At 38.8% G+C, this 18,601-nt stretch carries 21 protein-coding genes and 1 pseudogene; 5 read left to right on the forward strand and 17 right to left on the reverse strand.

Annotated features, from left to right (window positions below; all coding sequences use genetic code 11):
* Positions 1–114 (forward strand): IS3 family transposase (locus tag MK403_RS08455; RefSeq protein ID WP_268709626.1); only part of this gene is annotated, 114 nt, incomplete at its 5' end.
* Between the two features lie 51 nt (positions 115–165).
* Here MK403_RS08455 and MK403_RS08460 read toward each other — a convergent pair.
* The 11 genes and pseudogenes from MK403_RS08460 to MK403_RS08510 all read right to left on the reverse strand — a co-directional run bounded on the left by MK403_RS08460 (position 166) and on the right by MK403_RS08510 (position 9,328).
* Entirely contained in the window at positions 166–1,107 is a 942-nt protein-coding gene (locus MK403_RS08460) for a YitT family protein (RefSeq protein WP_268709593.1), read from the reverse strand.
* On the reverse strand, positions 1,085–2,848 hold the full coding sequence (gene aspS, locus MK403_RS08465; protein ID WP_268709594.1) for an aspartate--tRNA ligase: 1,764 nt from the start codon (positions 2,846–2,848) through the stop codon (positions 1,085–1,087). Before aspS ends, MK403_RS08460 begins: the two co-directional genes overlap by 23 nt.
* 151 nt (positions 2,849–2,999) lie before the next feature.
* Positions 3,000–3,218 (reverse strand): hypothetical protein, encoded by a 219-nt coding sequence (locus MK403_RS08470; protein WP_131200619.1) that lies wholly within the window; start codon positions 3,216–3,218, stop codon positions 3,000–3,002.
* A 17-nt stretch (positions 3,219–3,235) separates the two neighbouring features.
* On the reverse strand, positions 3,236–3,877 hold the full coding sequence (locus MK403_RS08475) for a CPBP family intramembrane glutamic endopeptidase (RefSeq protein WP_268709595.1): 642 nt from the start codon (positions 3,875–3,877) through the stop codon (positions 3,236–3,238).
* A gap of 9 nt (positions 3,878–3,886) precedes the next feature.
* Positions 3,887–4,621 carry a DUF3169 family protein gene (locus MK403_RS08480; RefSeq protein WP_190316807.1) on the reverse strand — a complete coding sequence of 245 codons (735 nt, stop codon included), beginning with the start codon at positions 4,619–4,621 and terminating at the stop codon, positions 3,887–3,889.
* 13 nt (positions 4,622–4,634) lie between these two features.
* Positions 4,635–4,985 (reverse strand): PspC domain-containing protein, encoded by a 351-nt coding sequence (locus MK403_RS08485; RefSeq protein WP_131200622.1) that lies wholly within the window; start codon positions 4,983–4,985, stop codon positions 4,635–4,637.
* A gap of 2 nt (positions 4,986–4,987) precedes the next feature.
* Positions 4,988–5,185 (reverse strand): hypothetical protein, encoded by a 198-nt coding sequence (locus MK403_RS08490; RefSeq protein ID WP_190316808.1) that lies wholly within the window; start codon positions 5,183–5,185, stop codon positions 4,988–4,990.
* Positions 5,185–5,388: a helix-turn-helix transcriptional regulator gene (locus MK403_RS09460; protein WP_326845900.1), complete on the reverse strand. Its 204-nt coding sequence runs from the start codon at positions 5,386–5,388 to the stop codon at positions 5,185–5,187. The genes MK403_RS08490 and MK403_RS09460 overlap by 1 nt, the downstream gene beginning before the upstream one ends.
* A gap of 143 nt (positions 5,389–5,531) precedes the next feature.
* On the reverse strand, positions 5,532–6,812 hold the full coding sequence (hisS, locus tag MK403_RS08500; protein ID WP_268709597.1) for a histidine--tRNA ligase: 1,281 nt from the start codon (positions 6,810–6,812) through the stop codon (positions 5,532–5,534).
* A gap of 77 nt (positions 6,813–6,889) precedes the next feature.
* Complete coding sequence (locus MK403_RS08505) at positions 6,890–8,137, reverse strand: MFS transporter (protein WP_268709598.1); 1,248 nt, start codon at positions 8,135–8,137, stop codon at positions 6,890–6,892.
* A gap of 339 nt (positions 8,138–8,476) precedes the next feature.
* Positions 8,477–9,328 (reverse strand): annotated as a pseudogene (locus MK403_RS08510) (Rgg/GadR/MutR family transcriptional regulator).
* A 123-nt stretch (positions 9,329–9,451) separates the two neighbouring features.
* Between MK403_RS08510 and MK403_RS08515 the strand changes: the two are divergent.
* Positions 9,452–9,793 carry a metal-sulfur cluster assembly factor gene (locus MK403_RS08515; protein ID WP_001204052.1) on the forward strand — a complete coding sequence of 114 codons (342 nt, stop codon included), beginning with the start codon at positions 9,452–9,454 and terminating at the stop codon, positions 9,791–9,793.
* A gap of 173 nt (positions 9,794–9,966) precedes the next feature.
* Here MK403_RS08515 and ilvD read toward each other — a convergent pair whose 3' ends face one another.
* A complete protein-coding gene (gene ilvD, locus MK403_RS08520; protein WP_000137343.1) occupies positions 9,967–11,670 on the reverse strand; it encodes a dihydroxy-acid dehydratase in 1,704 nt (567 codons plus the stop codon).
* Positions 11,671–11,890: 220 nt separating this feature from the next.
* Between ilvD and rpmF the strand changes: the two genes are divergently transcribed.
* The 3 genes from rpmF (at position 11,891) to MK403_RS08535 (ending at position 13,345) form a co-directional block, all read left to right on the forward strand.
* The gene (gene rpmF, locus MK403_RS08525) at positions 11,891–12,073 is read left to right on the forward strand and encodes a 50S ribosomal protein L32 (protein WP_000290417.1); all 183 of its coding nucleotides are present in this window, start codon (positions 11,891–11,893) and stop codon (positions 12,071–12,073) included.
* A gap of 15 nt (positions 12,074–12,088) precedes the next feature.
* Positions 12,089–12,238, forward strand: coding sequence for a 50S ribosomal protein L33 (gene rpmG / locus MK403_RS08530; protein WP_001265622.1), 150 nt, complete (start codon positions 12,089–12,091; stop codon positions 12,236–12,238).
* 144 nt (positions 12,239–12,382) lie between these two features.
* A complete protein-coding gene (locus MK403_RS08535) occupies positions 12,383–13,345 on the forward strand; it encodes an Abi family protein (RefSeq protein WP_038804247.1) in 963 nt (320 codons plus the stop codon).
* 501 nt (positions 13,346–13,846) lie between these two features.
* On the opposite strand, the gene MK403_RS08540 is transcribed toward MK403_RS08535, so the two are convergent.
* From MK403_RS08540 to MK403_RS08560, 5 genes are all read right to left on the reverse strand, one after another.
* A complete protein-coding gene (locus MK403_RS08540; protein WP_038804248.1) occupies positions 13,847–14,329 on the reverse strand; it encodes a hypothetical protein in 483 nt (160 codons plus the stop codon).
* 147 nt (positions 14,330–14,476) lie between these two features.
* Positions 14,477–16,054: an AAA family ATPase gene (locus MK403_RS08545; protein WP_268709599.1), complete on the reverse strand. Its 1,578-nt coding sequence runs from the start codon at positions 16,052–16,054 to the stop codon at positions 14,477–14,479.
* Positions 16,055–16,519, reverse strand: coding sequence for a hypothetical protein (locus MK403_RS08550; protein ID WP_268709600.1), 465 nt, complete (start codon positions 16,517–16,519; stop codon positions 16,055–16,057).
* Positions 16,519–16,695, reverse strand: a complete 177-nt coding sequence (locus tag MK403_RS08555; protein WP_268709601.1) for a hypothetical protein — start codon at positions 16,693–16,695, stop codon at positions 16,519–16,521. Before MK403_RS08555 ends, MK403_RS08550 begins: the two co-directional genes overlap by 1 nt.
* A gap of 13 nt (positions 16,696–16,708) precedes the next feature.
* Positions 16,709–18,430, reverse strand: coding sequence for a hypothetical protein (locus tag MK403_RS08560; RefSeq protein WP_268709602.1), 1,722 nt, complete (start codon positions 18,428–18,430; stop codon positions 16,709–16,711).
* Positions 18,431–18,601 lie beyond the last annotated feature (171 nt).

Genomic DNA, 18,601 nt, shown 5'->3' on the forward strand with positions numbered 1-18,601 from the left:
AAGCAATTGGAACAAGCTATTGTGGACTATATTGATTACTACAACAACAAACGAATTAAGGTCAAACTAAAAGGACTTAGCCCTATGCAATACAGAACTAAATCCTTCGCTTAAATTATTTATCTAACTTTTTGGGGTTAGTACACAGAGCTGGTTTTTGCATGTCTAATTGTCCGTTTCTACGAATCGTCCTAGGATGTGGACATTTTCAGATACAGAGACAAAGGCTGTCGGATCAACCTGTTTCATGATGTGTTTAAAATCATTAAACTCTGCTCGTGTGATAACCGTAATCAAGACTGCTTTTCTCTCATGATTATAGGTTCCTTCTGCATCGTGGATCATGGTTGCTCCGCGGTGCAATTTTTTATGGATTTTTTCAATTACCTTGTCTGGATGATTGGTCACAATCATAGCCTGCATCCGTTTTTGCTTGGTAAAGACCGCATCTGTCACACGACTGGATACAAAAATAGTAATCATGGAGTAGAGGGCGTATTTCCAACCAAAGGTCAAACCTGCTATCAGCATGATGGTTCCATTTACCAGGAAAGAAATACTACCGACATTCTTCCCCGTTTTCTTGCGAATGGTCAGACTGACGATATCTGTACCTCCGCTAGAAATATTGTTACGGAGCGCAAAACCAATCCCCAAGCCCATGACAACACCCCCAAAGAGAGCATTGATAATGGGATCCTCTGTCAGCGTCACAACGGGCACAAACTGGATAAAGAGGGAACTCATGGATACCGTGATAAAGGTAAAGACCGTAAACTTATGTCCAATCTGATACCAAGCCAAAACCATCAACGGAAAATTGATGGCATAAAAGGTCAGCGATATCGGAATGTAAAAACCAAACCAGTGATGACTCAAGGCAGAGATAATCTGTGCCAGACCCGTCGCACCACTAGAGTAAACGTGTCCTGGCTGAAAAAAGAAATTGACCGCTACTGCTGACAAAAAGCCATAAACCAGAGAAGCCGATACTTTCTCATCGTATTTTTCCCGAGAGATACTTTGTAAAACCCGTAAGATTTTTATCTGATAAGCAAAGCGGCGCAGATAATAGCGCCACCGCTTAATTCGTTTTGCTTGTTTCATCTTCTTCTACTTGTAAGCTGAGTTCCTCTAGTTGTTTGAGAGCGACTGTTGATGGAGCTTGAGTCATTGGGTCAGTCGCCTTGTTGTTCTTAGGAAAGGCAATGACTTCACGGATGTTTTCTTCTCCTGCAAGCAACATGACAAAACGGTCAAGACCAATAGCCAAACCACCGTGTGGTGGGAATCCATAGTCCATGGCTTCAAGAAGGAAACCAAACTGGTCATTTGCTTCTTCAGCTGAGAAACCAAGAGCCTTAAACATACGTTCTTGAAGGTCTTTTTGGTTGATACGAAGACTACCACCACCAAGCTCATAACCGTTCAAGACGATATCGTAAGCAATGGCACGAACCTTAGCCAAATCACCTTCTAATTCGTAAACGGTCTCTTCCTGTGGAAGGGTAAATGGATGGTGGGCACTCATGTAACGACCTTCTTCTTCAGACCATTCAAACATTGGCCAGTCAACTACCCAAAGGAAGTTGAATTTATCGTTATCAATCAAACCAAGCTCTTTGGCAATACGTCCACGAAGGGCACCTAGTGTTGCATTCGCTACTTCAAGCGTATCCGCCACAAAGAGAACCAAATCCTTATCTTCAAGACCAAGCGCTACAGTCAATTCTGCTTGGATACCAGTCAAAAACTTAGCAACTGGTCCGTTTAATTCTCCATCAACCACCTTGACCCATGCAAGACCTTTGGCACCGTACTGTTTGGCTACTTCAGTCATCTTATCGATGTCTTTACGTGAATAGTTGTCCGCTGCACCTTTAACCACAATGGCTTTTACGGCAGGTGCTTCTGAGAAGACTTTGAAGTCTACACCTTTTACCACTTCTGTCAAGTCCTGAAGCAACATGTCAAAACGCGTATCTGGCTTGTCAGAACCATAAAGAGCCATCGCGTCATCGTACTTCATACGAGGGAATGGAAGCGTCACTTCGATGCCTTTTGTTTCTTTCATCACGCGCGCAATCAAACCTTCAGTGATATCTTGGATTTCTTGCTCCGTAAGAAAGGATGTTTCCAAGTCGACCTGGGTGAACTCAGGCTGACGGTCACCACGCAAGTCCTCATCACGGAAACATTTAACGATTTGGTAGTAACGGTCAAACCCAGCATTCATCAAGAGCTGTTTGGTGATCTGTGGACTTTGAGGAAGAGCGTAGAAATGCCCTTTATTGACACGAGATGGCACCAAATAGTCACGCGCCCCTTCTGGCGTTGATTTCGAAAGGAATGGCGTCTCCACATCGATAAACTCCGACTCATCCAAGTAGTTGCGGATAGAGTGGGTCACTTTAGCACGAAGCTTAAGGTTTTCTAGCATTTCTGGACGACGAAGGTCAAGGTAACGGTAACGCAAACGTGTATCGTCATTGGCCTCAATCCCATCTTTAATCTCAAAAGGTGTTGTTTTAGCTGTATTAAGCACTGTCAAAGCTGTCACGTTCAACTCAACTGCACCCGTTGGCAACTTATCATTGGCTTGCTCACGCGCAGCAACTTGTCCAGTTACCTCAATGACAAATTCGCTACGAAGACTTTCAGCCGTTGCCATGACCTCTGCAGATACTTTTTCAGGGTTGATAACCAACTGCATGATTCCTTCACGGTCACGAAGGTCGATAAAGATCAAACCACCCAAGTCACGACGACGGCCAACCCATCCTTTCAAGGTAATTTCTTGTCCGATATGTTCCTCACGAACACGACCAGCATACATACTACGTTTCATTGTTTCTCTCCTCTTTTATTCTGTTACTATTTTACCATAAAAGCGCAGGCACTTCATGAAAATCAGCAGAAAAGTTTGATTGCCTTTAGAAATCAAAACGAACAGACAAAAAATCCGATGAAAACGTCATCGGATTCTCTGATTATGATTCTTAACCTTTTTTACGCTTTTCAGCAATCTCAGCTGCCTTTTTAGGTAGAACAATCTCCGTCGCATAAGCTGTCGCAAAACGTAAGATTCCAGCAATAGGCGCAAAGATAACTGCTAGATAGTTGTAAAAGAAGTCGCCTTTAAAGGCATAGGCAAGTGCCCCGATGATAAAGAAGAGAACGATTGCCTGTATCACTGCTAATAAAATTACTCGTTTCATGTGACCTCCTGACTCTATTATAGCATGAGTATCATCAAAAAGCCGATTAAATTATTCAAAGCGTGGAGAGAAATGCTGTAAAGAAGACCTTTTCGGCTCACATAAGCCAGACCCAAACTCAATCCCAGACTAGCATAAACTAAAAACTGTTGCAAAGTTCCTGGAAAATGAATCAAGGCAAAAAGCACACTTGATACGAGGAGAAACAGAGCTGTCTGTTTGCTGTTGTTCTGTTTAGGAAAGAGATAGCGCGCTAGCATCCCTCTAAAGATGAGTTCTTCCGTCAGAGGAGCAAAGACCACTACCATAAAGAAACCAAAGACAGGCTGAGCCAATGTCAATTGTGATACAGTCTGTTGATTAGCCGACGGATCATCTGGCAAAAAGAACTGGGCTGTAATCGCCACTAGCAAAACCAGAGTTGGCAACCAAATATAACGATTAAAAACCGTCGTCTGGATGCTAACCTTTTGTGTCTGATACCATCTGTAAACTCCATAAACATAGGCCCCTGACAGGGCAACATAAAGTGGCAAGACTCCAAAGATTGAAGCCCCTAGTCCAAGAGCTGATAAAGCCATACTCTGAACTAGACCATAACCAAAGAAAAAGGATAGAACAGCTAGAAGAAACCAGCCAAGGTTTTTAAGTAATTTCATAAAAGACTCCTATTTGAAATAGCGTTTCACCATAGGTAACTGCATCACATTGATATAAATATGGATGGCTCCTACAAGCAAGAAGGCTAGTAACTGAATCTCTCCTGTCAGTAAGGAAAAGAGAGCAATCAAAAAGTAGAGACCTGGCAAGACATACTGATTTAGTTGGAATAAAATCCGAAAACTCTGTTCCAAATTAGCCTGGCGCTCCCCTTCATCGTAAGAATTGAAATAGTCTAATGCGTCCTTTGGTGTAGAGAAAAACACCAAACCAAACTGACGAACAATCGCAATAGTTTTATAAAAATATTTTTGAACATTAAAAATCAACACTAATCCCAAAAAAGAAAGAGATAAGGTTAGATGGCTTCCATTTAGTACAATCACATCACTTCCTGAAATGAAGAGAGCCAATAAAATCGCTACGCTTGTAATATTAAAAGCAATGGTCCCAAACTCGAGATTCCGATACATTTGCACATAATAGGTTTCATTCAGATCATCGTCCATTTCCTCTTGATACAAGGAGTGAAATTTTCTGCTTTTCTTTAAGAAATTGAAAGTCAAAAACATACTAATGAAACCTATCAGTAAACAAATAGCTGATATCCATGGTATCAAGACTTTTACATCTAACATAATTTCGTGGGATTCGGTAGCAGCCTTAAACATCCCTACAAAACCGCCCAAGAAGCCTCCAAAGACAACAGACATTAAAAATAACAATCCGCGTTTCTTTTTCATATTCATCCTCTTTCTAAACTAATCCAACCAACCACTGACCAAGCACTTTACCTGATTCAAAAATAGCTGTCAACCCCTCTGTTCCAAGTGATACTAAAATCAAACAAACAACAAACAAGAGAATAGCTTGGTTTCTAGCTTTTTTTGCTCCATCTCCCAAGGGTTCATTGCCAAGCCAACCTGCTAGATAGGCATAGAGAGTTACTGTTATAATCCCAATCTCTGTCGAAGAGAGAAACAGCAAGACTGTCACCAAACGAACGATATTGGCTTGAATATTAAAATAATTTCCTAAACCTGCACAAACACCCGCAAGTTCTTTGTGCTCAGTATCTACTTGAAAATCTGCTAAAAACTTTTTCATATTCATTCTCCTTTTTCACTTGCTAGATTTTTGGATTTCTTTTCAATCCATTCAATTACTGGGATGAGAGCAAAGTAGACCCAAATAAATTGGTCACTTTGATACAGATTAAACCAGCCTAGGTCCATCCCAATCAGTAGAAATACGCTGACTAATAGGGCTATGGCAACTACATAATAGATTACTTTATACTTGTTCATCACTCGTTCTCCTCTATACGAAATACCGACTCGACTGGTTCATTAAATATCTGGGATATCTTCAGGGCAATCACAACTGAGGGTGTGTATTCATCCCTCTCTAGCAGACTGATGGTCTGTCTGGAAACCCCTGCTAACTTGGCTAGTTCGGTTTGGTTGAGGCCATCGCGAGCCCGAAGCTCTTTTAGACGATTTTTAAGCATTCCTTTCTCCTTTACTCTTAACTTGCTTACATTGTAACACATCTTTTTCTTTTTGACAAGTATATTTGTCAAAAAGTTTATGATTTTTGTCATTTTGCAAAAGAAAAAGGTCAGAAATAAGATCCTGACCAGTTTATCTGTCATTAAAAGCTCAATTTTTCAAAGATTTCTGAGAAGTTTTGGCTGATTGCCTCAAGTGACACTTGAACTTCTTCTCGGGTTTGGTTGTTCTTAACTGTCACTTGTTCGCTTTCGACTTCACTCTCTCCCAGGGTGATGAGGGTCTTAGCCGCAAAGACATCGGCTGACTTGAACTGAGCTTTTAGTTTACGATTGAGGTAATCACGCTCTGCTTTAAATCCTTGTTGGCGAAGGGCTTGTACCAATTCCAAAGCCTTGACATTTGCGCCTTCACCCAAGACTGCGATATAGACATCTAGGGCGTTTTCGATAGGGAGGGCCACACCTTGCTTTTCAAGGATGAGAAGCAGGCGCTCTACACCAAGTCCAAAACCAAAGCCAGCAGTTTCAGGACCACCAAAGTAAGCAACCAAGCCATCGTAGCGACCACCCGCACAGACAGTCAATTCATTGCCCTCAATCTCAGTGACGAACTCGAAAATCGTGTGGTTGTAATAATCCAGACCACGCACCATATTGGTATCGATGATATAATCTACACCCAGATTTTCCAACATCTGACGCACAGCATCAAAGTGAGCTTGGCTTTCTTCATCAAGGAAATCCAAGATAGACGGCGCATTCTCTACTGCCACCTTGTCTTCTTTTTCCTTAGAGTCCAAGACACGGAGAGGATTTTCCTCCAAGCGACGTTGGCTATCCTTAGACAAGGTCTCCTTGAGCGGTGTCAAATAGTCAATCAATGCTTGACGGTAAGCCGCACGGCTCTCAGGATTTCCAAGAGTGTTGAGGTGCAATTTAACACCTTGAATGCCGATTTCTTTCAAGAAATGAGCTGCCATAGCGATTGTTTCCACATCGGTAGCTGGATTGCTAGAGCCAAAGCACTCGACACCAATCTGGTGGAACTGGCGTAAACGACCTGCCTGTGGACGCTCATAGCGGAACATAGGGCCCATGTAGTAGAACTTACTTGGCTTTTGCACTTCTGGAGCGAAGAGTTTATTTTCCACATAGGAACGGACAACGGGCGCAGTTCCTTCTGGACGAAGGGTGATATGGCGGTCACCCTTGTCATAGAAATCATACATTTCCTTAGTTACGATATCCGTTGTGTCTCCGACGGAGCGACTGATGACCTCGTAATGCTCAAAAATAGGCGTACGCACTTCTGCATAGTTGTAGCGCTTGAAAATTTCACGGGCAAAGCCCTCAACGTACTGCCATTTGGCAGACTCAGCAGGCAAGATATCCTGCGTTCCTTTTGGTTTTTGTAATTTCATAGGGAATCCTCTTTAAACTTAATAGTCTTATTTTACCATAAATAGAGGGATTAAAACAGTGAGAAAAAAATTAGGATTCAAATATCATTTTTGAGATTAAGACTTGTCAAAAGGATAGCCAGCAAGGAAAGGACAACAAAAAAGATCCAAGTCAACTGCATATTCCATACGGCTACAAGTGAAAAACAGGCTGTACCAAGAGGTACTGATAAGGTAAACAATAAACCCAAAAAATTACTGGTACGAGCTAGAACATCTGGAGCTAGATTTTTCATGAGCATGGCACTAATCTTTGGTGAAACTTTACCAGACACATACAAGGTTAAAAAGAGGAATAGCAAACCAAGCACGACTTGATTGAATAAGTTAGCCAGGCCAACTAGACTGACTCCTAATGTCGCCCACATCATCAATCTAGGCAAGGACTGCTTCCCAAAATAATCATTACCCGTAAGGCTACTGACGATGACTGCTAATAAAACGCAGACTTGCTCGATAAATAGCGCCTCTGTGTACGAAAAGTTCAACAGAGAGTGGTTCAAAAAGAAAATGTTATAAATTCCACCCAAAGCACCTCCCAATGCGTTAATCAATAAAACCGCACAGAGCATCAAACCAAAGTTCTTTTGTCCGCTTTGAAGAAAAACGAGACGTAAATTTCGGTAAATTGTTAGGAACTGTTCTTTGATAGAAAGCTTCTCATTTTTTAGTATTTCACCATCAGCAGATGAAATTGATAGGCTTAATTTGCTTTTTCCTAAAAAGAGAATAGCGGCTGATACTAGGAAAAAACAGGCATTGATTCCCGCAACGAGAGAAAAATTGTTGACCGATAGCCCTAAGAGCCAGACCCCGAAAGCTTGACCACCAATAGCTGAAATATAGGTGATAAACTGGGAAAAAGAATAAGCCTCCATCAGATCCTCTCCAGCTACTTTTTCCTTAACGAGAGGCATGCGCAAGCCACTTGCAAAATCACTGATCACATCACTGATAACATTGATCAAACACAGACTAGAAAAAGCAAAGAGACTGGCTTGACCAAGCACCAGAGCTGCCAGGAAAAAGAGAAGAGCCTGAAACAAACCGCTGTAAGTCATCCATTTGATCTTGTCCCTCGTGTAATCTGCCCGAATCCCTACAAAAACTGTAAAGAGAGTCGGAAGAATCATCACAATATTCGCCATAGCAACCGCAAAAGAGGCTTGTGGCAAGGTCGATGCATAGACAATAAATACCAAGTTAAAAATAGAAGCACCAAAAGCATTGAAGAAGCGTGACAAAGTCAACAGTCGATAAGCTTGATTTCTAAACAATAGTTTCATAGATAATCTCCCTTCTTGTTCGAATACTCAATGAAAATCAAAGAGCAAACTAGGAAGCTAGCTGCAGGCTGCTCAAAACAGTGTTTTGAGGTTGTGGATAGAACTGACGAAGTCAGTAACCATACCTACGGCAAGGTGAAGCTGACGTGGTTTGAAGAGATTTTCGAAGAGTATAAGTTCTATATGAAGTATGACTACAGTATAGCACTTATGAATTAGCGAGAAATTTTTTTGAATATATGCAACAAACAAAAAACGATAGAACTTCTTTAATGACCTGAAAGAGGTCTAAAGTTCTATCGCTTCAAATTTTAAATCATTTTCTTAACTTGCAGATATTCAACAATCGGTCGTGTTTCTATAGTATTCAGCAGATTTGTTACAGCCAAGCATCTCAAAAATACGGACAGCATCTTCCATCTTTTTTTGCCCTTCCTTGACTCTGCCCTGCTTGCTATCAAGGAGACCTTCCGCCCACAAATAGACAATTCGAAAATAGGTCTCATTTTCCTTGTAGAAATGCTCTTTGATGACACGTTTAAAATAAGAGGCATTGGTAAATTATTCACACTCAATGCTGGCTAAAAAACCATTCAATAGCATGGTGTGAAAAAGGTTTCGATTACCAGACATTTCCATTAGAAAATCAGATTTGCGGACCATTTCTCGTACATATCTAGTAAAAAGAGAAACAGATAAGAGCGGAGAACTGACTGAGAACAAATTGAGTTCATAGATTCCCCAAATCTCGGTAGAAAACAGATAATCATGAAGGACTTTCCCTTCCTCTGCTGTTAACTCTACCGTTTCATCCATGCTCTTCATATAAGACTTGATAATAATAGCATTTAGAATATGTTTCTGTTTATTTTGAGAATGGGCATGCTTTTGATACTCCTTACGATACAAGTCCTCGAGAGGTGCTATGTTCTTTGGATCCAAGATATCTGTGATTTCTTTTCTCAACTCAGAATCTGTATCATACTGAAAACCTCTCGCCAGAAAGAGGATTTCCTCTACACTGGCAGATATATTTTCTAGGGCAAACAGAAACTTTCCCACCGAAAGTTCACTTTGACCTGTTTCAAATCGTGACAACATCGACGGCGAAAATTGTCCCCCAGTTGCTTGTCTTAATGAAATATTTCTTGACTCTCGTAATTGTCTAAAGACTTTTCCAAGCTTCTCCATCGCTTTCCCCTTGATTGATTATTTTCTTTATTCTATCATACTTTTCAGAAAATTCATCAAAAACTTGCTAAATTGTCAGAATTATGAGAAAATAGAGGATATTTATCACGTGGAGGGACTGTTATGAGAGACGATATCAAAATCAATGACCGCGCTTTGGCCTTGCAAGACCAAATTATCGAAAAACTAGAGAAGGTTTTTGATACAGATGTGGAATTGGATGTGTACAATCTAGGGCTGATTTATGAAATCAATCTGGACGAAACGGGTCTCTGCAAGATTGTCATGACCTTCACCGATACCGCCTGCGATTGTGCCGAAAGCTTGCCTATCGAAATCGTGGCAGGTCTGAAACAAATCGAGGGTATCGAAGATGTCAAGGTTGAAGTCACCTGGTCACCTGCCTGGAAGATTACACGAATCAGTCGCTACGGCCGTATTGCCCTTGGACTGCCACCTCGTTAATACTCTTCAAAAATCTCTTCAAACCACATCAGCTTTATCTCCAACCTCAAAGCTGTGCTTTGAGCAACCTGCGCCTAGCTTTCTAGTTTGCTCTTTGATTTTTATTGAGTATAAGCAGGCAAATCACTTTTGAAGATGAAAAGAAGCAAGCCGAAATGGCTTGCTTTTTGAGTTTATTTTTTACCTGACTTATCCATATTCCAGAAGTCTGTCACGGCTCCGCGAGAAGCGGATGATACGATGTGGGCATATTTACCGAGGACACCACGGCTGTAAAGTGGTGGCAAGGTTGTTTCTGCCTTGCGTTTTTCAAGTTCTTCTTCGGACACGGCCATGGAAATTTCTTTGGTATCTTGGTCAACTGTAACGATATCACCTGTACGGAGGTAGGCAATTGGTCCACCATCCTGAGCTTCAGGGGCGATATGTCCGACAACAAGACCATAAGTACCACCAGAGAAACGACCATCCGTCAAAAGGGCAACCTTGTCTCCTTGACCTTTACCAACGATCATTGAAGAAAGGGACAGCATCTCAGGCATACCAGGACCACCCTTAGGTCCAACAAAACGAACAACGACAACATCGCCATCAACGATTTCGTCTGTCAGAACTGCCTGAATAGCATCTTCTTCTGAGTCAAAGACCTTAGCCGGTCCAACGTGGCGACGCACTTTCACACCTGATACCTTGGCAACTGCTCCATCAGGGGCAAGGTTCCCGTTCAAGATGATAAGCGGACCATCTGCACGTTTTGGATTTTCAAGTGGCATGATGACTTTTTGACCTGGTGTGAGGTCTGCAAAGTCGGCCAAGTTTTCAGCAACTGTCTTACCAGTACATGTGATGCGGTCGCCATGAAGGAAACCATTTGCCAACAAATACTTCATAACTGCTGGCACACCACCGACTTCGTAGAGGTCTTGAAAGACATACTGACCAGATGGTTTCAAGTCGGCCAAGTGAGGCACGCGCTCTTGGATCGTATTGAAGTCCTCAAGTGACAAGTCAACATTAGCCGCATGGGCAATGGCAAGTAAGTGAAGAGTAGCATTTGTAGAACCACCGAGAGCCATAGTTACAGTGATAGCATCTTCAAAGGCTTCACGAGTCAAGATATCTGATGGTTTGAGACCAAGCTCCAGCATCTTGACAACAGCTCGTCCTGCTGCTTCGATATCTTCTTTCTTGTCAGCTGATTCAGCTGGGTGAGATGAAGACCCTGGCAAACTCATACCGAGAACTTCGATAGCAGTCGCCATGGTATTAGCTGTATACATACCACCACAGCCACCAGGGCCAGGGCAGGCATTACATTCAAGACGCTTCACGTCCTCAGCTGTCATGTCACCGTGGTTCCATTTTCCGATTCCCTCAAAAACAGAAACCAAGTCGATGTCTTTACCATCAAGATTACCCGGTGCAATGGTACCACCATAGGCGAAGATAGCTGGAATGTCCATGTTAGCAATAGCAATCATAGAACCAGGCATGTTCTTGTCACAGCCACCGATAGCGACGAAGGCATCGACGTTGTGACCACCCATAGCCGCCTCGATGGAGTCCGCGATGATATCACGAGATGTTAGAGAGAAACGCATACCAGGCGTTCCCATAGCAATCCCGTCCGCTACGGTAATGGTCCCAAACTGAACAGGCCAAGCGCCCGCAGATTTGACACCTTCTTTAGCCAATTTCCCGAAATCATGCAAGTGAATGTTACATGGTGTATTTTCCGCCCAAGTCGAAATCACTCCCACAATCGGTGTTTCAAAGTCCTTATCTGTCATACCAGTCGCGCGAAGCATAGCACGGTTTGGTGATTTAACCATGCTGTCATAAATGCTGCTGCGGTGACGTTTATCTAATTCAGTCATCTTATCCCTCCCGTTTCAGTTTTTACTATTATAGCACAATTTAAAAGTAATGAACAGAAGAAAATTCTTGAATTTTCAAAAAATTCCGATTAACAACTTCTAATTTTTTCATCTTTTTTTGTCAAGTAACTTTACTTTACAAAAAAAATGTGTTATCCTAGTATGGTTGATGAAAATCACTAGATTGAATCGAATTTAAATACCTAAAGGAGAAATCAAAATGGCAGTACCTGCACGTCGCACTTCAAAAGCGAAGAAAAACAAACGTCGTACACACTACAAAGTAACAGCTCCATCTGTAAACTTTGACGAAACTACTGGAGATTACTCACGTTCTCACCGTGTATCACTTAAAGGATACTACAAAGGACGTAAGATCGCTAAAGCTGCATCAGCTGAATAATAGAAGGGAGATACCATGCGCGTAAATATCACACTTGAACACAAAGAATCTGGTGAACGCTTGTACCTTACTTCTAAAAACAAACGTAACACTCCAGACCGTCTTCAATTGAAGAAATACTCACCAAAACTTCGCAAGCACGTTGTGTTTACAGAAGTTAAGTAAGCATTCAATACGAATCAATACATAAGAAAAACGCTGATTTGAACTGCACCTCAAAAGTTAGACAGAAAAACCTAACTTGGGGTGTTTTATTATAATGAAATTAATTTTATCGAAAGCAAAGTTAAAGGAATGGAGTAATTTTAAATGGTGAACGGTCAATCAACCAATAGTTTAATGAGGCATATAAGAAATAACCATGGAATTACTATATATGGTTCTAAACATAAAAAATATTTACTTAGAATGGGTTATTACCATGGCTATAAAGGATATCGTTTTTATAAATCTAGGCAAAATTTATTCAACTTTAGTAACTTTGATGAAATTGTAGCTATTTATAACTTTGACACAGCCTTAAAAGATTTATTATTCTCGCCTTTAGTCTCTTGTGAAACACATATTAAAAATTATATTTTAGATGAACTGGTAAGTAATAGTGATCCAATATTCGAAGACATATATATTAACAAATTGACCGACTGTATGCATTTTGCTTCTAATCAGAGAACGGATATGCTCAAAAAACGTTTGAATCTTCAAAAAAATGTTCATACGAGTATTCATATGAACTATAATAAAAATAAAATGGTCACTAATAAAATTAATTCGGGAGATCAGATCCCTTTGTGGATAGTATTTGAAATTTTATCATTTGGGAAACTTGGCGATTTCGTTGAGCAAATGCATAGAGATTACCGAAAAAATGTACTTAATATACTTGGAATCTATGATGCTATGGATACCAATGCAAGTCATCTGACAAATCATATATTTATTTTAAACGAATTGAGAAATGCGATCGCACATAATCATATTATTTTTGATACTCGTTTTAAGAAACGTAACATTAATCGAACGCTATTAAATGATATAAACTTAAGATATAGAATTCAAAATATAATGTTTAATTCAATTGTAGATTATTTTATGCTTTTAGTTATGTACTTAAAAGGATTTGGTTATTCAAAAACAGAATTAAGAAGATTAATCAGAGATTTTAAACAGATTGTAGATAATTTAAATAATGAAATTCCAAGGAGCGAATTTAATAGAATCCTTGGAACGAATATATATCATAAAATAAATAGTATTAATAATTATGTGTGACTTTTTATTTATTCTACTTGACAAAAACTGAGATAAAGTGATATAATTCTCTTATCGATTGCAGTATAGATTATTAGAGACTATACTAGATGACTTGTGAATTTATTTCAGAAGTCATTTTTTTGTATTTTTAAAATCTTGAGCATACAATATAAGTGCACAAAAAAACCTTAGATTTATTTCTATGGGCTTAGTTATAAAAGAGAATAGGCGAAACCGCCGAATGTCCCCCCACTAGCTAAGTAGCGCGTTGGTTGGTAATAGATATTTTGTGTCCTACTATATAGCTATCCTTTCATGCCACTAATTCTTATTATATAGAGAAAAACAAATTAATTATTCCAAGCGATTCCTGATAATTTTACTATATTACAAAGATAATACAGTAGTCGTTTTAACATCGAGATGAATTTTTCCTGTTACCTAATAGTATCCTTTTAGGTTAATTACCAATTATTTATGAAATTCTCTGTATGCCATATGTTACTGTTCTATACATAATTAATCTTTTATAACTGATACGGAACCATTTGAGCTAATTGCTCGACAACAATCTGTATAAACTTCGATAAAATCATATCCTCCATGTAAAGCAATGCTTTTGGCTTTATCGAGCCCACCAGGTAATGTCTCTCCTCGTTTATAATGCTCAATGATTTCTCCAACTAAGTCTAGGGTGTGCGCTTCATAAGGTGCCCCTAAATAACATTTTGCTACAAAACCTAGGAGAATTCCATTAATATCCACATCTGGGAATTCTGACTTAATTGTATTAATAATTTCATTTACTTCCTTTTTATTATGAACATGTCCTCCTGCATCTAGTTGATGAATAGTATCCATATATTCTTTAGACCGTGATTTTCTTAGAAGCCTATCTAAACTCAATTTATCTATCTGTGGTTGTTTTAAGTTAGAAGTCATGATATGGCTTGCTTGTGTTTGTTTTTGGGATTGGTATGGATTTAACATTGGTTTAGGCATCTATTTTTCTCCTAATTGTGTTATAAGTTATATTTTGCAGTTTAAGATTCCTTTTAATGGTACTCTTAGAATAGATCTTCATTTAAGGAATTATAAAAATGGACACGAAACTGAGATTACAGTTACCGTGTCCAAATAATGAACTTATTAAACAAGTACTTTTCTTGTTTTAAGTCCACTTTGTTTATGAACAAGTCCCTCTCCACCGATTGGTTTTCCAGATGCAGGAACAGCTCTTTCTTTCCCCCAATCTCTAATAGCCTCAATTTTTTCTGGGCTAGTTTGAGAGAGTGGGACTACATTATTGAAAGCATTCATGATATTCTCTTCATTGAGAATAAAATTGTTATTAGCGATAGCTCGGTAAGCTAAATCTCTAACTGTCGATTCTAAGTCCGCACCAGTGAAACCATCGCTTATTTGAATGATATTATCAGAAAAATCTCCTTCAAATTCTAGACTTAAGTATTTTTTAAAATACAAAGCAAGTATTTCTTTACGCTCATCTGCAGTAGGTAGATCAACAAAGAATAACTCATCAAATCTTCCTCGACGGAGAAGTTCTGATGGAAGCATAGATACATCATTAGCTGTTGCAACTACAAAAACTTGTTTTTTGCATTCTTGCATCCAGAATAAGAATTGACCAACCATACGAGTAGATACACCGCCATCATTAGCGCCTCCAGTAGCTCCTGATAGTCCTTTTTCTATTTCATCAATCCATAAAATACATGGAGATACATTCTCAGCGGTAGTTAGAGCATCTTTGAGTTGCTGTTCAGACTGACCTACATAACTTCCTTGAACCGTTGCAAAATCTAAACGATATAATGGGAGTTTCCAGTTAGCGGAAATTGATTTAGCAGATAAAGATTTTCCACATCCAGGGACACCTACTAGTAGTATTCCTCTAGGTGGTTGCAATCCTTTCTCACGTAACATATCTTTCTTTTCGGGAGTTAGCAGTTCTTTCTTTTCATTAAGCCACTTCCTTAATCCTTCAAGTCCTCCGACATCCTTCACAGAATCATCTACAACGATTTTTTCTAGACCAGAGATATCAGAGAATAGGCGATCTTTTGCAAATCTTATCTCATCTAAATCAGATTTTCTTATGCACTTATTTGCAATCAAAGCTGCGATAACGTTCTCCGCCTCAATTCTAGTTACCCCATTAAGAGCTGCAGCAGCTTCCCGAATATCGGAGTTGTCCCATTCAATTTGGATGTCATTTCGATAGTCGTCAATGTATTCTTGAATTATTGAGTACATTTCCTCTTCGTTAGGTAAATCTATTTTCACTGTCATACCTTGACGTTGAAGTTGATTCCAAATAGAGGTGTTAGTAAAAACAATTACGACGCCTCCAGTTTCATTGGCTAGATTGACCAATGCTAAGACTTGTTTAGAATCGCTATTTTCATTACTAAGATCCGGAACTTCTGTCAGTACAATAGTTTGGTATTGTTTCTTTTGCATTTGTTCCGTCATGTAATCTATTGCACCATAAACAGATTTATCATCGTTAACATTCTTACCAGAACTAAGATCATACACACCTTTGGTGAGAGTATGTACGTTGAACGGAAGTTGTAATTCTTCAGATATTTCCTTTAACATATCTAATGTTCTACTTGGCTCAATGGTATTGATAGCAATAAAAGGGATTCTTGCAAGTGAATATCTCGTAAGAAGTTCTTTGCTTTTTACTATATTGCTCATTTACTGTTCACCTTTATTAAAAAAAGAATTAATTTTATGATTTCTAATAATACTTGACATTTTTCCGCTTCGGTCCTGTTTTGCAGATTCTTCTAAAGATTTTTGCATACTATTAGCTTGTTCTATAACGAGATTTAGGTAGTGTTGTCGCTCTTTATACGGAATTGCAGGAAGATTGATTGCTTCAGCTAAGAACGTCATTTCTTTTCTCAAAGAAAGAATTGCTTGAATAATAGCTCCCTCGTATCCTTTGGATTTTAGTAAATCATTTTGAAACTTATCTGAAGCTACATTCATACGGTAATTAACAGCGTCAATTAACTTTGTAGAAAAACGTTCTGCCACACCGTATTGCCATTCGATCGTTCCAGATTTCATCATTTTTAAAGCTGTTTCATCATCATCTTTGTTTTTAAAAACAGTTAAGACATTTACCCATTCTGCATATGTTTGTGGTTTATTCATTATTTTTGCCGTTTCCTTCTGACTAGCAATTGTGGAGGCACGATATCCCATGAAGGGAGTCCCTCAGCAAACACGCTCACAGTTTCTTCAGTATTAGCCTCTTCAGTATTAATACTCTTAAATGGAGTGGTGTTATTAGATGATGGCTTACTATCGCCTTTAGATTTTTCATCCATGTCAATTACCTCCTCAAATTTTAATCTTTCTATTAGATGATGACAATTTGTTTACATATTGTTCAGGCCTTATTTGTTCAAGGAAGTCAAGAACTTTCGTACTTTCAGCATCTTTCTCTGCAAATTCAATTCTAAAGTCTACAATTTCAGCTAGAGTAGCTCTTATAATTTGTTCACCATTCACTCTTTTATTCTCGTATTGTTCTTCAATTTTCTTGCGACTCGTTTCAATGTTTTCAATATTGGATTTATGCTTAAGAACCATAAAAATCCCTGCTATAATAGCTATTAAACCTAAGAAAATATTCCCAAAAATCATCATTAAACCGATTACTCCGATAGCTATACCACCATACAAAAGGAATTTATCAAATAAACTTGGGAAGTAGTTTGACAAAGTTTGTTCTTTTTCAGAGTCAATCTGAGAATTGAATTTTTCAATCAACTCGTTTTCGTTTTGGCCATCTGTTGATTTATCATTAAAAGTATCCACATTAATTTCAATTTCGTAAGGAATCTTCATGCGATTTTTTGCAGTAACGTCATTATAAGCGTTTGTTACCCAATCACGAGAAAGAGCCAATGCAAATTTTTGGGTTGATATACTTGAGTGAGAAGATTCGGGTTTCATTGCTGCATCGGTAAGCAACTGGGTGAAGTCTTTATGGGTTTCAAATGCAGTCACCTCAATATCCATGTTTTGATGAGCACGGTTGTCATCTCCTCCAAAGTCAACCACAAACTGCTCGAATTTTTCTTGTTTTCGAAGAGCTAGTTCCTCGTTATCAAAATCAGTCACAAGTGTGTCTAAAATATCATCTAATTGTTCTTTGACGCTTTCTGTAGACCCTTTTTTCTCAAAAATATCAGTTAGATAGTTTAATATTTGTTCATGGAGATGAGCACCTTCTAAAATATCCTCTAGAACAGGCCAACTATTACTATATTTTCTTAGGTTAGAGTATAAATCTTCATCTAGTTCTCTTCTTTTTAAGTTAATGGCTTCGGACCATTGTTCTGTTTGCTGTTCAGTAAAACCAGGTTTTTCTTCAAGTCGACTGAGCCATTCATTCATTTGACGTGAGATGACTCCTTCGGTATCAGCTCCCAAGAGTCCACTCGCAAAAGCATCTAAGATAATTATAGAATTTCTGTCGAGATTTTCTTCATCTTGATTAGCTAGATAACGTTGAGTCCACTTAAGGCATGCGTTCTTTCTGTTAGCTCTTCTACAAATTAAGGCAAAGAAAAGGGAGGTTTTTTCATCGTTTCGTTTAAGCCCTTCCTTGACTGCTTTTTCAGCTAACTCGGGTTGATTATTTATCCATGCTGCTAATGCAACCAAGCATGGAGCAAGCCAGTAGCCTGGAGTTGATATCATTAGTTCTTCTGTTGCAGTGCTGATTGTTTCTTTTTTGACAATTCCTAAATCATCAGCTTGTAAAATCCCTGTGGTAGTACGACGAACAATATCATAATGTCCGTATTTCTTCTCAATTTCCTGACGTATTTTTACCAGTCGAGTTTCAGCTTGTCCTAATCTATTAGCTTTTTGTTGGATATTCACAAATTCATGAAATTCTTGTGCTAAACTACCAATTTCATCGTACACGATTTGAAGATTTTCGTTTGCTACATCAACTCTAGCATCAATTGTTCGTAATCCTTCATGGATAGAGCGCAAATTATTCTCGATAGCACGAAGATCAGCTTGATGTATTATTCTTTCAGCCATAATATCCCCCTTGTTAATGATTTCCAAATTAATTAGAAAAAATTTTGACTAATTTTCTAAATAAACTATCTTATAATCATTTTAATTTTTTCCTTATAGAAAAAGAATATCATAATTATTTTATTAATTCAACTTACCATAAGAAAGAAGCGAAAGTATTTGATTCGCGCT

The organism is Streptococcus oralis, from assembly GCF_026782285.1.
In the GTDB taxonomy this organism is placed as follows: Bacteria; Bacillota; Bacilli; order Lactobacillales; family Streptococcaceae; genus Streptococcus; species Streptococcus oralis_CG.